7 protein-coding genes are annotated in these 15985 nt (G+C 67.8%); 6 read left to right on the forward strand and 1 reads right to left on the reverse strand.

Translation table 11 applies throughout. From position 1 onward, the window contains the following. The first annotated feature begins 115 nt into the window (after positions 1-115). Positions 116-6754, forward strand: coding sequence for a hypothetical protein (locus H7F38_RS14060; protein ID WP_187090463.1), 6639 nt, complete (start codon positions 116-118; stop codon positions 6752-6754). Here H7F38_RS14060 and H7F38_RS26680 read toward each other — a convergent pair. Continuing rightward, positions 6645-6872: a pentapeptide repeat-containing protein gene (locus tag H7F38_RS26680; protein ID WP_370531251.1), complete on the reverse strand. Its 228-nt coding sequence runs from the start codon at positions 6870-6872 to the stop codon at positions 6645-6647. The genes H7F38_RS14060 and H7F38_RS26680 overlap by 110 nt on opposite strands. Before the next feature lie 19 nt (positions 6873-6891). Between H7F38_RS26680 and H7F38_RS25615 the strand changes: the two genes are divergently transcribed. From H7F38_RS25615 to H7F38_RS14085, 5 genes are all read left to right on the forward strand, one after another. Then, a complete protein-coding gene (locus H7F38_RS25615) occupies positions 6892-8565 on the forward strand; it encodes a multicopper oxidase domain-containing protein (protein ID WP_255497975.1) in 1674 nt (557 codons plus the stop codon). A gap of 11 nt (positions 8566-8576) precedes the next feature. After that, the gene (locus H7F38_RS14070) at positions 8577-10232 is read left to right on the forward strand and encodes a hypothetical protein (protein ID WP_187090464.1); all 1656 of its coding nucleotides are present in this window, start codon (positions 8577-8579) and stop codon (positions 10230-10232) included. A 1-nt stretch (position 10233) separates the two neighbouring features. Next, entirely contained in the window at positions 10234-14667 is a 4434-nt protein-coding gene (locus H7F38_RS14075) for a hypothetical protein (protein WP_187090465.1), read from the forward strand. Positions 14668-14719: 52 nt separating this feature from the next. Then, positions 14720-15313 (forward strand): hypothetical protein, encoded by a 594-nt coding sequence (locus H7F38_RS14080; RefSeq protein WP_187090466.1) that lies wholly within the window; start codon positions 14720-14722, stop codon positions 15311-15313. A gap of 77 nt (positions 15314-15390) precedes the next feature. Continuing rightward, complete coding sequence (locus tag H7F38_RS14085) at positions 15391-15966, forward strand: YbhB/YbcL family Raf kinase inhibitor-like protein (RefSeq protein ID WP_187090467.1); 576 nt, start codon at positions 15391-15393, stop codon at positions 15964-15966. Positions 15967-15985 lie beyond the last annotated feature (19 nt).

A 15985-nucleotide genomic window follows, 5' to 3' on the forward strand; every position in this document is an offset into this window, starting at 1 on the left:
GATCTGGTAGATGACAGTTCCGTCAGAATGGGTGACAAAGCCGATCTGCGGGTCCACGCTCACATCCCGAGGCAGAGTGCCTTATGTCAGATGGCTGAACCGTGAGGGACCTCGTATGACTGAGCTCGGTATTCGTCTTCGCGGCGGGATCAGCAGAAGCACTGCTCCGAGGCGTTTTCCCTCACTACGTCGCCGGCCGTTGCGACGTCCGGCTGCGGCGGTGTTGGCGCTGGTGCTGGCCACATCGGCATTGACGGCGATCGGTGGATCGACGGCCGCATCGGCCGCGCCGTCCCTGTCCGCAGCTGCGCCCGATCCGGGGTTCACCTCCTCCGGACACCCGAATCCGGCGGCCGATCTCTCCTCGTGTTCGACGCGGGCGGCCGGCGTGCTCTGCGTGCGGGCCGCGCAGGATTCGATTCTCCCGGGCGCCCACAATGGCGGGCAGGGGCCGGGCAAGAACGATCCGGTACCGCAATTCAAATGGCTGCTGAACAAGGACAACACGGGTGGGGTCACCCTGGGTGCGGACGGTCGAACCCCGATTGCCGCCGAGGTCACCAAATGCCACCCCATCACCTCCACTTTTCCGAATGGAAACGCTAACTACCCGAACCCGGTGAATACCTTCGACGGAACGGGGCCGTTGCTGGCTGACGGGTCACCGAATCCGGCGGCCTGCAACTGGCCCTCGATCCACAACATCACCTCCAGCCCGGTCGTATCGCAGGGGACACAACAGGACTGGAACCCGACCACGCCGATTCCACTGCAGGTTGGCCGGGCTGGGCGGGGACTTCCCAACGGGAAGTACCTGGTGTCGATCACCTCGAACGGCTACCAGATCGGCGGCGGCCACTTCGTGGTCACCGATGGCAAGTTCTCCGGGCTCGACACGACGCCCGCCGGTGCGGTGGTGGTCGGGCTGAACCCGCTGCCGATCCCCCTGAGCAACATCAGGTTGAAGGTCTACGGGGACATGGGCGCCACCAACGCCCAGTGGGACGAGCAGTCCGAATTCGGCCTTCCCGGTTATGACGCGCACCTGACCGATTTCGACGGTCCGGTGAACGTGGACTACTACAACAATCCGTTGTGCACCGCTTATCGGTTGAATCCCGATTACGACCGGGTGAATCATCCCGATCCGACCGACTCCTTCTACCAGGTGAAGCTCGGTCTGGACGCCCGCCCGATCGTCGACCCCGCTCATCACATCCGCGGCAACTTCGAGGTCGCCGGGCCGGCGACCGGTTCGTGCACGAGCGACTCCAACGGCGACATCCTGATCCCCTACATGGCTCCGAACCGATACGGCTCTTCGGTCATCGCCGATCAGAGCAGCGGCACCGATCCGGTCACCGGCCAGGTGATGGCCCCGCAGCAGACCTGCGCGGTGCTGAGCACCAAGGCAGACGCGGTCACCACCGCGACCCAGGCGCAGGCCTGCTGGGTGCAGACGACGACGCTGGAGGGCAACCACGACTTCGACACGTGGCCGCAGGCCAACTCGACCGGCTACGACACCGAACTGCTGGTCGGCGGCGAACTGGTGCCACAGGTGCAGTTCGGTTTCGTCCGGGCTGGCTGCATGGCCAATCCGGCCACCGGGACGGTGGACTACCAGGGTCTGACCGATCCGACGAAGTGGCTCTCACCGGCGGATCCGGCGTGCGCGACGGTGCCGCAGGAACCCGGCGCCCCGGCAGCGACCGGCGCGATCAAGGGCAAGATCATGGGCGCCGCCGCCTACTATCCGGGACTGGGAGGGTTGACCGGCGCCAACGGCCAAGCCGGCAACGCGGGCACCGCCGGCTACAAGTTCGACCGCCCGGTGAAGCACCCGTGGGTGACGCTGTCGGATCTCAACAATGGCGACAAGACGGTCTGGGCCTCCAACGCCAACCTCGACGGCTCGTTCCAGATCAATGGCGTGCCGGACGGCTCGTATTCGGTCGCGGTGTGGGATCAGATGCAGGACTACATCTTCGATTCGTTCAACGTCACAGTCGCGGGCGGTAAGGTGGTCGACCTCGGCGTGGTGCCGCTGTTGGAATGGTGGACCCGGATCACCGGACACGTCTGCATCGATACCAACGGCAACGGCCGCTGTGATCCGGGTGAGGCCGGGGTGCCGCACTTCCTGGTGCAGAACCTGAACCGGACGAACAATGCGCAGGAAGGCGGCCAGAACACCGACGTCACGGATCAGAACGGTTTCTACCAATTTACCGAGGCTTATCCGCTGGGCTACAACGACGTCATCCAGGCGTTCAACACCCGTTGGAAGACAACAGGGATGACCTGGCAGGCCTGCAACGATCCGCAGGAACACACCACGTCGACCGCGGCCGTCGACGTGCAGTACAACCCGGTGATCGCGCAGTGCGGTCGGCTGGACTGGGCGGTGCAGCCCTACAAGGGCGCCACCACCGGCCCCGGCGACGCGGCCAAGACCGTCAAACGCTCGGACAACGGCGGCATCGTGGCCACGGTCCTGTACGACGCGGTCCGCAACCGCAACCTGGGCCGGACGCAGGTGCAGTACGACTACTTCACCGGTATCCCCGGGGTGATGACCGAGCTCTTCCAGCCGATCAGGGCAGCGGCCGGTGCGCCGACCACCCAGTCGTGCCCCGGCGGCAGCACGGCGCCCAACGTGAGTTTCACGGGCTACCTGCTCAATTGTGACGGGTCGTACCATACGGCGACGGTCACGGGCGGCTACTCCACGGCGTACAAGAATGGTCAGGTCGATTCGACCGACCGGTTCGGCGCTGCCAACCCTGGCACCGTCAACGCCTATCAGAGCGAGCACTACGGCCGGGCCACCGGCTGCGTGGCCCGCGACGCGAACGGCAAGATCATCTCCGGGTCCCTGGGTGCCGGTGGCAAGGTGACCGGCACCAACTCCGACGGCACCACGGTGACCGACTTCCTGCCCGGATTGACGGTCGACCCGGCCAGCCCCAACCCGGGGCACTACACGCAGGCGTGCATCGAGGCGCCGGCGTCGGCGGTGAACTTCGGTCTGGGCACCGACAACCTGCTGCTGGACCCGAATGTGCCCACCGGGGCGACCCACGGCACCCAGACGGTGGACGGCAACTTCGCGCTGACCCCGACCGATGCGAGCGGGGCCCCGGTGACCGGTAACTTCCTGGCCAAGGTCGACATCCCCGGCGACAAGGTGCTGCCCCAGCCAACGCCGGGTGTGGACCGCCCGCTGTACAAGGTCGCCGACGAGACGAGCAACAACAACCTCGCAGGCTCCGGCCTGGCTCCGTACACCACAGATCTGGGCTCCACCGATACGAAGAACGATGGCCCGGGGCACGCTTCCACCCCGCAGTTCGTCCCCCAGAACGCGGACCTGACCAACGTCTACAACCAGGACGGCACCCTGCACACCAACCTGGGTGCCAGCTGTCCGGTCCTGACCGCCCCGGGCACCACCGGAACCTGTGTGGCGTTCAGCTTCCCGTCCCAGGCCGGGCCGCCGAGCCAGACACCCATCGCGACGCCGGTGACGGGCGGGGATTCCCCGACCACCCAGATCGAGGACCCGAACACCGCGTCACCGTCTGCGGACCCGCAGTGCGCGGGCAGCGCCTACACGGTGAACGTCACGGATCCGGGTCTGCTGTCGGCGGGCGGAAGCATGCAGCAGGGCAACACCCGCAATTCCTGCGACGTGCACCTGATCCATGTCGGCGGCGGCCAGTCGGTCGCACCCAACTTCTACCTCTACACGGACGTGCCGATCCCGACGACGTTCATCGTGCAGAACTTCGACGACACCAACCTCTCGACGACCAAGACCGAGACGCAGTACGGCGACGCCGCTCCCATCCCGAACTCACCGGAAGGCGTCTACGACTGGCACGGCAACCTGGTCGACCAGATGAACATCGACCCCAACGGCATCGCCGAGGCGTTGATGCCGTCCACCGATGTGGCCAACTGCGCCACCCCGGCCGGGATCTGCCAGAACATCTACCGGTTCGTCGGCAACGACCCCGGAACCATCGATCACCCCAACTTCAACTACAACCCGCAGTTCCAGACCATCACGGCCAACTTCCAGGCCATGCCCGGCGAGTTCACGCCGGCTGACACCGCCCCGACCCGTAGCGCGTTGGCCTTCCTCAACGGTGGTCAGAAGTTCACCGCGGCCGCCCAGTGCGCCATCGCGCCGACCTCACCGCAGCTGTATTCGGTGGACCACCCCTACGGCGCTCCGGCCGCGGCGGTGGTGATCAAGGGCCTGGGCTTCGGCGGTACCCAGGGCGCAGGTCGAGTCACCCTGGCCGGCAACGGTCTGACCACTCCTGCCGTCGCCGGCATTTCCAGCTGGAGCGACACCGAGATCCACGCGAGCATCCCGCTGGGAACACCGGGCGGCAAGTACCAGTTGACGATCACCAACGATGCCAAAACCGCGACGGTCAACGGGATCAGCTACTACGTCATCGACGGCACCTACAAGCCGGCGATCCTGGAGGTGGACCCGACCTTGACGGCCGAGGCCACCGATCAGGCCGGCTGGACCGCGCAGACCAAGTTCCCCAGCATCCAGGAGGCCCTGGAACGGGCCGCCGGCTACTGGCTGAAGCCGACCGCGGGCAACCTCGTCTACACCCAGGTGACCGATAGCCAACTTCCCGGTGCGATCGTGGTGGTGTACCCGGCGGCCGTGACCCAGCAGTCCCCGGTGAACAGCGCCGTCACCAGCGGAGTCTGGTTCGAGCCGGTCATCATCCACTCGGCGGTCACCCTGCAGGGCGTCGGCCCGGGTGGCGTCATTCCGGCCACCGCCGGCAACCCGGCCACGGTGGTCCCCGGGACGGTCATCGACGGTCGCTACTACTTCGGCCTGACCGACAACACGGTCACCCCACCGGCGGCCATCGACTGGGCCACCGCCCCCCAGGACGTCCGTGCCCAGCACGCCGTCGACATCTGGCAGAGCATCGCAGGTGTGCTCTTCCCGAAGACCCCGGGAGTGGACAACAAGCTGATCACCGAGGGCCAGAACGTCACGGTGCTCGGCCAGAGGGATCAGCCGGAGTACGGTCCGTCGGCACACCCGGTCCTGGACGGCTTCGGGCTGCAGGCCGCGGTCACCATCAACACCCCGGCGAACGTCAATGCCAACACCGGTCAGCGGACCGGTCCGGCCGGCGGGGCCGACGCCACCCAGGGCGGCGCGCTGTTCCTCAACGGTCACGACGACTACACCCAGGTCACCAACGACGTCATCGACGGGAACTCCGGTTCCTACGGTGCGATCCGGGTCGGCAGCCCGCAGCTGGACGCCCAGCACAACTGGAACGTCGAGTTCGGCAACAACCAGATCGTGGCCAACGGCGGGAACAACCTGGGCGGCGGGATGGCGATCTTCAACGACGCCGGAGGCTACAACGTCCACGACAACCTGATCTGCGGCAATCAGTCCGCCGAATACGGCGGAGGGATGAGCCAGTACGGCCTGAGCATCGCCCCGGTGACCTTCACCGGCACCCTGTCCACCGACGGCAAGACGCTGACCTGGACGGGCGGCGGTACCGCCGGTCCGTTCACCGGCGCTGACGTCGGCAGCTCGGTGGCCGGTGACGGTTTGAAGGGCGCGAGCATCGTCTCGGTGCAGTCGCCGACCTCGGTGACCCTCAGCGGGGTCAACGACGCGGGCCTGTTCAAAGCAGGGTTCCGGTACATCCCCGGCACCGCCGCCCGGCAGACCAACGTCAACGTCATCGCGCACAACGTGGTGAATCTGAACCAGAGCCAGGACGAGGGCGGCGGGATCATGATCGCCGGCCAGTTGCCCGCCGATTCCACCAAGCCGTCGCTGGGTGCCGGACCACTGAACATCTCCGGCAACACGATCTCGGTGAACGCCGCCAACGACGACGGCGGTGGCATCCGGTTCCTGCAGGCGGGGAACTTCCCGATCCGGGTGGAGAACAACAGCATCACCAACAACGTCTCCTCCCACGAGGGCGGCGGCATCGCACTGGACGACACCGCCCAGGTCACCATCATCAACGACACCATCGCGAAGAACATCACGACTGCGACGGCGGTGACCAGCAACGGATCGGCTGCACCGGCCGGCATCTCCACCGCGCACAACAGCGACCCGTTCCAGGCCACGCTGCCGGCCGGTAGTCCGACCTGGTCGAACCCGATCATCGCCAACGACATCGTCTACGACAACCGGGCCGGCTCGTGGAACGCGTCGACCAGCAATGTCAGCGGCATTGGTCAGACCGGTGACGCCACTCCGCTCAATGTCTGGGACATCGGCATCGCCGACCCGGGTGCGGGGCTCCTGAGCCCGATCCATTCGGTGCTCAGCACCTCGCCCGGTGCTGCGGGCGGCGAGGGCTACACCGCCTCGCCGACCAACAGGGTCACCGCAGCACCGACGGTCGCCTCCGCCAACGCTCCAGGCTTCGCGGCCCCGTTCAGCCTGCAACTGGACATCACCCCGATGCGGATCAACTTCCGGTTCCGGGTGACCGCGATCGTCAACATCGGGTTGCCCGCCAACAGCATCGGCGACTACCACATCGGCGCCACGTCACCCGCCGTGCTGCTCGGGGCCAACCAGCTGGCCCCCGGCGACATCACAGCGCCGTTCAGCGGACCGATCTTCGCCCCCACGGTGGACATCGACGGTGTCTCCCGGTTCGACCCGCAGACCACCCAGCCCCGCATCGACGCCGGCGCGACCCAGGCCCCCCGGTGATGCCCGCGGACCCGGGCGGCGACGCCGATGGACCGCACAGATCCGCCCTGCACAGATCCGCCCCGCACAGATCCGCCCCGCAAAGATCCGCCCTGCACAGATCCGCGCCGACGAGCAACGCAGAAAGGCAGCTCCCGATGAGTGAAACACCGCCCGGCGCACCGTCACCCGCGCCGCACCCAGGGCAGACGGGCTGGATCAGGGCCGTTTCACGGCGGGCCCTGATCAGGTCGATGGTCGCAGCCTCGGCGGCCGGGGGCGTCCTGCTGCTCGGTCGGCCCGGCCCGTCCGGTGCCCGGTCGTCGGCGGCGTCGGCTGCGCCCGCGGGACCCACCGTGAAACTGGCGGCCGCCGCCGTGCCGGTGAAGGCATACACCCTGGCCGGGACGGACGGGTGGGTGTCGATGCCGGTCGGCGCGAATGCGATGCCGCCCTACTTCCCCGACAGCTTCGCTCCGCCGAACGGCAACAGCACCGGCGATAAGCGGAAGGACCTGTTCACCACGTATGCGTTCGGGTTCCGCAACGTCAGCCAGTACAACCCGCCGACCGCGCCCGTCGGCGCCACCTCGCAGTTGCTGGTCGACAACGTGAAGAACCACGTGCAGATCTCGGCGCCGCTGATCTACGCGCAGGCCGGGCAGGACCTTCGGCTGACGTTGTTCAACCTGGGCATGGGCAACCGCCCTGACCTGTTCGACAGCCACACCATCCACTTCCATGGCTTCGCCAACCAGATCGCCTACTTCGACGGGGTCCCGGATGCTTCCCTGTCGGTTCCCCCGGGGCAGTCCCTGCACTACCGGTACCTGCCGGTGGACGCCGGAACCTACATGTACCACTGCCATGTCGAGGACGTCGAGCACGTGCAGATGGGCATGAACGGCATGGTGTTCATCGCGCCCCGCAAGGGCGTGAACTACGCCTACGACACACCGACCACCGCGGCCACGGACCCGGCGGTCACCACGCGATTCGACCGGCAGTTCTCCATCCACCTGTCCGAGATCTTCCCGCAGGGCCACTACGGCGACGCCCACATCCAGGACACCGACTGGACCGACTTCACCGGCTACTTCCGGCTGATGAACGGCCGGGCCTGGCCGGACACGGTCAAACCGCACGCCGGGGACTATCCGACGGGCGCGCCCGGCGATCCGGACGCCGCGGTTCCAACTACCACCGACCCGGTGGACGGCAAGCGGCTGCGGTTCCAGCCGCTGTCGTCGTTGATCCAGGGGGAGAGCGGTGAGTACGTCCTGGTGCGGGTGTCGCACCTCGGGTACGAGCAGCACTCGCTGGTGCTGGAAGGGTTGCCGATGACGGTGATCGGGCAGGACGCCAAGTTCCTGGGCGCCGGCCGGGCCGGCTACTACGGCGACTACCAGTACGGGAAGAACGGCGATCCGCTGGCCGCCCAGCGGGTGCCGGATCCGCCGCGCGGCAACGCCGAGACGCTGACCAACCGGGTCGACCTGGGGCCGGGGGAGAGCCGCGATCTGCTGATCGGCCCGCTGCCGTCCGTCTCGGCAGTGACCGTCTTCCCGTTCTACGACCGGGAGTTCGGTTACCTGAACGGAGGCGACAACACCTCCGGCTACGGCGGGATGCGCACCGAAGTACACGTGCACCCCAAGGGCGGCCTGACCCGCCCCAGCGCCGCGGAACTCGCCCTCCTGACCAAGGGCGCCGACTCCACCACGCTGGACCTCGGCGGCAACCTCTTGAACAACTTCGCGGGTGCCAACGGAACGTGGACCTACGCCGACGGCAACCCGATCGTGCAGGCCTTCCCCGGCAAGCTCTACTGATGAGGCGCCCGATGAAATCTCAGCACCGTGTGGCCGGCGCCGTCCGCTCCCTGGGGGGCCGCGCGCTCGGCGGCCGTCGTGCGCTCCGTCGCCAGGTCCCGGTCGCAGTCGCGGTCCTGCTGGCGGCGATGTTCACTCCGCTGGCCGCCGGATCGGCCGCCGCGGCGACACCGACGGCGCAGGCCGAGGGCTTGGTCTGCGCGGCCGGTTCCACCGCCGATTTCCGCAACCCGACCAAGGTCGCAACGAACGGCGCGATACCCACGCACCCGGGCTTCGTGCTGACCGCCCAGGACGGCTACATCACCACCCCGGACGGCAACTCCATCTACATGTGGGGCTACGCCGCCGGCGGGGGCTCCTACCAGGACCCCGGGCCGGTGTTGTGCGTGAACGAGGGCGACACCGTCACCATCACCCTGGCCAACACCCTGCCGGTGGCCACGTCGATCCAGTTCCCGGGCCTGACCGGTGTGATGGCCAACGGCACACCTTCGCAGCCCGATGCCGCCACCAACTCGGTGGCCACCCCGGCCGCGGCGGAACCGGGCTCGGTGCCGAACGCCAGCGACCCGGGCAAGGCGACGAAGGTGACCTACACGTTCGTCGCCGACCACCCCGGCACCTTCCTCTACGAATCTGGCACCGACCCGCAGCTGCAGGTGCAGATGGGCCTGGTCGGTGCGATCGTCGTTCGCCCGAAGCTCGGCAACCCGTGCCTGTCGCCCACGTCCCTCGACGGAAAAGTGCCCGCCGGCACGGTGTGCACGCCGTCCGCCCACGTCTACGACGATGCGGGCGCCACCCCGGGCATGGCGACTGATCCGACCAGTTGCGCGGTCCCGGCCGGCGGGCTGGCCTGCTTCTCGACGTTCAACCCGACCAAGGAATACCTGCACGTGCTGAGCGAGATCGACCCGATGGTGCACTCAGCGATGGAGTCACCCGGGTCGCCGGGCGTTTACAGCTACGACATGACCACCTACAAGGCCCGGTACTTCTTCATCAACGGGCGCAGCTTCCCCGACACCGTCTCGCCCAACTTCGCCGCCCACATCCCGTCTCAGCCCTACGGCGCGCTGGCGCACATCCAGCCCCGCAACACCCAGCGGTACCTGACCGGTACGACGCCGAACCCCGACTACAACCCGGACTCTGCGCTGATCCGGTACCTGAACACCGGTCCGGTCGACTACCCGTTCCACCCGCATTCCAACAACGAACGCCAGATCGGGTTCGATGCGCACCCGATGATCAACAACACCGCCGCGGCCACGCCGACCGACGTGTCCATCGACCGCTACTCGGTCGTCGTCCCGCCCGGGTCGACCATCGAGACCGAGTTCGCGTGGGTGGACCAGGCCAACTGGAACCCGGCCACCCACCCGGTCGATAGCGGCGACCCCGGCACCGTCCCCGTTCCGGAGCAGCAGGCCAGGACCGAGGGCCAGTACTGGTCCGGCTCGCCCTACCTGGGCTGGCAGAACGACCTGTCCACCGGCAAGACCCAATTCAACGAGTGCGGCGAGATGTACCAGGTCGCGCACAGTCATGCGCTGTTCCAAGCCACCAACTACGGCGCCTCGATGGGCGGAATGCTCACCATGATCCGGATCGACCCGCCTAACTCGTTCGCCGAACACGCCCACTGCACGACAGGGAACTGACATGACGATCTGGTCTTCGAATTCGACGAGCGACGCCTTCCCGCCGGTCCCTGCCCGACCCGTGAGTGGCCGTTGGCCCCGCCGGGTCATGGCGTTGGTGGTGACCACCTGCCTGATGACGCTGGCGTTGGTGGTGCTGCCCGCCACCGCCCAGGCGGCCACCCCGACGGTCGCACTCACCGCGGCGGTCACGCCGGGCAACCCGGCGGTGGCGTTCACCGCCACCGTCGGGAGCAACGCCGTGGGTGACACCGCTTACCTGTGCTTCGGTGACGAGGCGCCCGTCCTGTGTGACGCCGCCACGGCGGGCACAGCGGTCGACATGACCACCGCCACTGCCGTCGGAGGCGCAGCAGTGAGCCACACCTACGCCAAGGAAGGCACCTTCTCGGCGGTGCTCTACGAGGTGTCGGGCACCACGGTGACCGCGTCATCACCCAGCGCCGTCGTCGTCACCATCGACGGCACCGCACAGCTCACCGCTACCGCCACCGGCCTGACCGCCGTACTGGACGGTTCCGCCTCCACTGCCGCGGTCGCTACGGACACCTGGTGGGCCTGTTTCGGGGAACACCTAGCGTGCAGCGCCACCGCACCTGACCTCTCCGGCACCGTCGGCGTCAACGGGCCGCCGCTCAACAAGGTGAGCCACATCTACGCCAAGCCGAGCGCCGCAGCCGGGTATCCAGCCGGGTATCCAGCGAGTCTGACCGTCGTCGGGACCGCGGTGAGCAGTACCGTCTCGCTGCCGGTTCTGGTGAACTTCCCGGACCCGACCGCGATCCTGACCGCCGACAGCGTGACCGGTACCGGGATCCTGCCGGTGATCTTCTATGGGAACCAGTCTTCGGTCAGCACCGGGGACAGCTGGGGGTTCTGCTTCGGCGACGTCCCGGGTTGCTCGGCGACCACCCCCGACCAGTCCGGGTCGATCAGTGGAGCGACCCCGACCGTCGCCTTGACCGGCACCCACACCTACCTGCCGGGGAACTACACCGCAGCCCTGTGGGTGAGCAAGCCCGGCTCCACGACCAGCACGGCGACCCTCGCGATCACCGTCGGCAATCCGGTCGCCGCACCGGACGGGACCTGTGCGCTGAGCGGGATCATCCGCACCTGCGACCTGTACGCCAAAGCCAACGGCACCGTCACCGCGGGCCCGGACACCATCAAGTTCTGGGGGTTCACCACGTCTGACACCGCGACGCCGGTGCTGGGCGGCCCGACCCTGATCGCCACCGAAGGGGAGAAGCTCGCCTTCACCGTCCACAACCAACTCGATCCCAGGGCCGGCAACGTCGCGATCACCGTGCCCTCGCTGGCCGGCGCACCAGACCTGATCGGGGTTGCAACCGGCGCCGCCGGCGGGTCCGGCTCGTTCACGCTGACCCGGCCGGGTACCTACGTCTACGAGGCCGGCCTGACCTCCGGCGGCGCCCGGCAGGTCGCGATGGGCCTGTCCGGAATGCTGATCGTGCGGCCTTCGGTGGTACTCACCTCTGCCAACTCGGCCCACTGCGCCTACGACGGGGCCGTCAACGTCGATTGTCTGGCCAACAAGGACACCCGGAACTACTACGACCGGGAGAAGGTCGTCAAGGTCGACGAACTGGATGCGGCCTTCACCGCAGACCCGTTCGGCTCCGACACCGGCGACTACCACCCGACGAACTACTTCGTCGACGGCGTCGCCTACGACTCGGCGAAGGCGGCGCTGGACCCGGCCGCCCCGGCCTTCAACGCCGCCGTCAACAGTGTCCGGTTGGACGCGTCGCCCGGCGACAGTGTGCTGCTGCGCTACGCCGACCTGGGGCTGCGGGAACACTCGATGAACCTGCTCAACCTGGTGCAGACCGAAACCGCCCGGGATGCGAACGTGCTGCCCAACGTCACCGTGCAGAGCACCGAGTTCCTCAATGCCGGGCAGACCGCGGACACCTTCCTGGTCATCCCGCCGGGTGCGGTCACCGGCACGAGGTATCCGCTCTACGACGCCGGCATGCACCTGAACAATGGCGCCACCGGGGGGCTGGGCGGTCTCTACACGTACCTGAACGTGGTCAACGGGACGAGCGCCGCCGATATCGGCCCGGTCGGCACCGCCGCATCCGTCGTGCCGACCTTCACCGGGTCGGTCCCGAACATCGACAACGGGCAGGTGCCCACCCTGACGGTCGCGGCGACGTTCAAGGCGCAGACCGCTGGGGCGTCGGTCAGCTCCGTGCAGTGGTCCCTGGACGTGCCCTCACCCGACAGCCTGTGGCAGCCTTCCGGGGCGGCCATCCCGGCCGGCAGCGCCACCGCAACGGTGCCGTTCACCATCGACCGGTCCACACTGACCCAGCAGCTGGGCATCGAACCGGACCGGATCTTCGGCGAGCACACCATCTGGTTGCAGGCCATGGATTCGAACGGCAAGGTGGGCCCGGTCGTCGGGGCGAGTTTCTCCCTGGCGATGCGCGATGCAGTGATCTCCACCCTGGCGATCAATCCGCAGGTCACCAACGGCACCACCCGGTCCAACCAGTTCCCGGTCGCCTCCACCAAGATCTCCGCGCCGTCGAACGAGGTGAACGTGCCGGCATCGGTGATCTACGTCAACTCGACCGCCGGGTTCCCCGGCACCTGCGACACCGGGGGATGCCTGATCACCGTCGCGACAACCATCGCCGACGGCCCGGCCCAGGGCGACCTGGTCTACCAGACGTTCACCTACACGGGACTCGGCGCGAACACCCAGCCCAACGGTCCCAGTTTCAACGGGGTCAGGATCGTCACGCCGGTGCCCCGCAACACCTATCTGTTCGACGCGGGCAACACGGTGGCCCTGGACGTCGTACCGGCCGGCTACATCGCACTCAACGCCACCGCCACGTCGTCACTGCCAGGCTGGGTCGTGGAAGGCGCGCAGGCCTGCGTGGTCTACGCACCCGGCGCCGTCCCGGGCCCGGCCGACCAGGTCGAGTCCAAGTGCAACCCCGGCAACAAGAAGGTGGTCACCGAGCTGAACGTGAACGCCGTCGATTCGCTGGTCGCGGTCAACGGGTTCCTGCCGCCGCCCCGACTGCCCGACGGGATCAACAACGCCGCCAACTTCTGGGTGATGGTCCGCGCCCTGGAAGGCCCCGACGGCACCGACTGCATCGCGACGGCCGTCGCGTGCCGGTACAGCCCGTGGCTCTACTACCACCCGGTCACCACCACCACGACCACCACCCGTGATCTGGCCCAGGACAACATCCCTGTCGTCAGCACCCTCGGATTCCCCAGCCGCGGCCAGCTGACCGCGACGACCACCGCACACCAGATCGCCACGGTGAACTACTACGGCATCAATCCGACCAGGCTCCTGACGAACAACGGCGGCGCAGTCCCTGGCACCCTGGCAACGGGCACGCTGGTCACCGGCTCGGCCGCCGGCCCGGACACCTACCAGACCCTGACCCTGGTCAAGGCCGGCCCGCAGACCACCCTGCTCTCGGCAACGCCGAACCCGAACAACGGATTCGACGCTGCCGCCGGCAATCTCGGGCTGTTCGACTCCTTCGACGTGCAGGCGACCGCTACGTCCAAGTGGGCCGCCATCGCACTTGCCGAGGCTTTCGTCGCACCGACCAGCCGAGCCAGGGGCGCAGCTGCGCCTGCTCTGCGCCGGTGCAGCGTGAAGCCGAACATCCCGGCCGGTTGTGTGATCTTCGGCCAGGGCGCGGAAATGGCGCCGGCAGACGGTCTGTGGGGCAACAGTTCGAGCAAGGTCGTGACGGCCTTCCTCCCGCTGTCGCTGCTCCAGGGCATGCCCGACGGCCTGGTCCGGGTCTGGGTCCACGCCAAGGACATCGCCGGGAACTGGGGTCCGTTCGAGGCCGTCGACCTGATGCTCGACCGCACCGCACCGATCCTCGACTCGGCCACCAACACCGCCCCCGCAGGGGCTGCCACCACGACCACCGCTGCGGCCACGCTACCCATGGTCGGGACGTCGCCGACCCTCGCACTGACGTCGGTCACCGGTTTCCCGAGGTCCGGCGGCTTCGTGGCGGTGACGACCTCGACCGGGGTGCAGGTGCTCACCTACACCGGCATCACCGCGAAGACGTTGACCGGGGTCACCGGCGGCACGGCCGCCACCATCGCGGCCGGAGCGCCGGTGGCAGCATTCACCGGCACGGCCTCCGTCCGTACGCACGACGTCAACAGCACGGCGACCGGGCTGGTGTCCTCCGGCGTGGCCTCGGCCGAATGGTTCGTCGGTCCCGATCCCGGTCCCGGCAACGGGACCAAGGCCGTCACCATCCCGGTGGCCCTGCCCCCGTCGAAGAACAGCCCAACCGTCCTCACGTTCTCCATCACCGGCCTGCCGGTGGGCAAGACCGTATCCATCCGGGTGGTCGACGCGGCCGGGAACTGGAGCGCGGTGACCACGGTGGTGATGTAGCGGCGTCACGGTAGATCCGGCCAAATCCCAGTCAGAGCAAAGAGATGAACAGATGAGCACAACCCAGGTCCACGACCTGACCGAGCAGGAACCAGTACCGGACCAGGCGGTGGTCGAGCCGGATCGCACAGTCGTGGGCGGCCGACCGGGCCGTCGGAACCGGCGCCGGCTGCTGATCTCCGTGGTCGCGCTCGTGGTCGTCGCTGTGGCCATCGTCGGGGTCCGGATCGGCTCGGAGGACACCGCACCCCGGGCGGCCGTCGTCTCCGTCGCCCACCCGGCCGCGCCGGTGCCGACCAACGCGGCGGTCGAGGCGGCCTGGGGCATCCGGTTCACCAACGTGATCGTGCTGGCGGACAACGGCGGTGTGGAGTTGCGCTACCAGGCCCTCGACGACACCACGTCGGCCAAGATCCACGAGGGCAACGCGACCTCGAACGAACTGCCCAGCATCACCGTGGACGGCACGAATTCATCTGTCGCACCCAGCGCGGTCCTGATGCACTTCCATCATGGCGACATCACCACCGGCCGCACGTATTCGATCATCTACGGCAACGCCGGGGGAGTCGTGACCGTCGGCGAGTTCGTCACGATCGTCATGAAAGACGGTCTGAAGATCGAACACATCGAAGTGTCGAATTGAGTGAAAGGGCGAAACTCCGGATGAACGCGGTGAAACGGCCCCGGTCGAGATGTCGATTGATACCAATGGTGCTGGCCATGGGATGTATCGCATGGTCGACGGCGTGCACCTCCCAGGCTGTTCCGGGACCGCAGCCACCGGTCCAGGCCGCCGCGGTTTCCGGTCCGGCCTCCGGGGCACCGGCGCCGGCGAATGCCGATACGGGCCCGTTGACCCTCCGGAGCACGGCCTTTCCCGCCGACGGGCTGATTCCGGTGAACTTCAGCTGTGCGGGCGACAACACGTCACCGCCGCTGACGTGGCACGGCGCCGCTCCGGTCGGCACCACCACGTGGGCGATCGTCCTGCAGGACCTGGACGTCAAGCCCGGTCCGTGGATCCAGTGGATGGTGACCGGAATCCCGGTGGCCACCCGCAGCCTGGCGGCGGGCCAGGTCGCAGCAGGCTCCGTCGCCCGAAGAGCGAGCAACAGCACCGCGGGCTTCGTCGGGATGTGCCCACCGTCTGGGACGGTCCACCACTACCGCTTCACCGTCTATGCCGACGGTGGACCGCAGTCCGTTCCAGTGGCTGCCGGTCCCCAGCAGGTGTTGAAGGCGATCGAAACGGGCGCCGTCGGAACGGCCTCTCTGGACGGCACCTTCGCGCGCTGAGCAGCCCCAGGCCACCGAC

The sequence above is a fragment of the Nakamurella sp. PAMC28650 genome, from assembly GCF_014303395.1.
Lineage (GTDB): Bacteria > Actinomycetota > Actinomycetes > Mycobacteriales > Nakamurellaceae > Nakamurella.

What these genes read in the sequence shown, in the direction of transcription:
- H7F38_RS14070 (WP_187090464.1), top strand. Translation starts at nt 8,577, where the DNA reads ATGAAATCTCAGCACCGTGTGGCCGGCGCCGTCCGCTCCCTGGGGGGC.
- H7F38_RS14075 (WP_187090465.1), top strand. Translation starts at nt 10,234, where the DNA reads ATGACGATCTGGTCTTCGAATTCGACGAGCGACGCCTTCCCGCCGGTC.
- H7F38_RS25615 (WP_255497975.1), top strand. Translation starts at nt 6,892, where the DNA reads ATGAGTGAAACACCGCCCGGCGCACCGTCACCCGCGCCGCACCCAGGG.
- H7F38_RS14060 (WP_187090463.1), top strand. Translation starts at nt 116, where the DNA reads ATGACTGAGCTCGGTATTCGTCTTCGCGGCGGGATCAGCAGAAGCACT.
- H7F38_RS14080 (WP_187090466.1), top strand. Translation starts at nt 14,720, where the DNA reads ATGAGCACAACCCAGGTCCACGACCTGACCGAGCAGGAACCAGTACCG.
- H7F38_RS14085 (WP_187090467.1), top strand. Translation starts at nt 15,391, where the DNA reads ATGGGATGTATCGCATGGTCGACGGCGTGCACCTCCCAGGCTGTTCCG.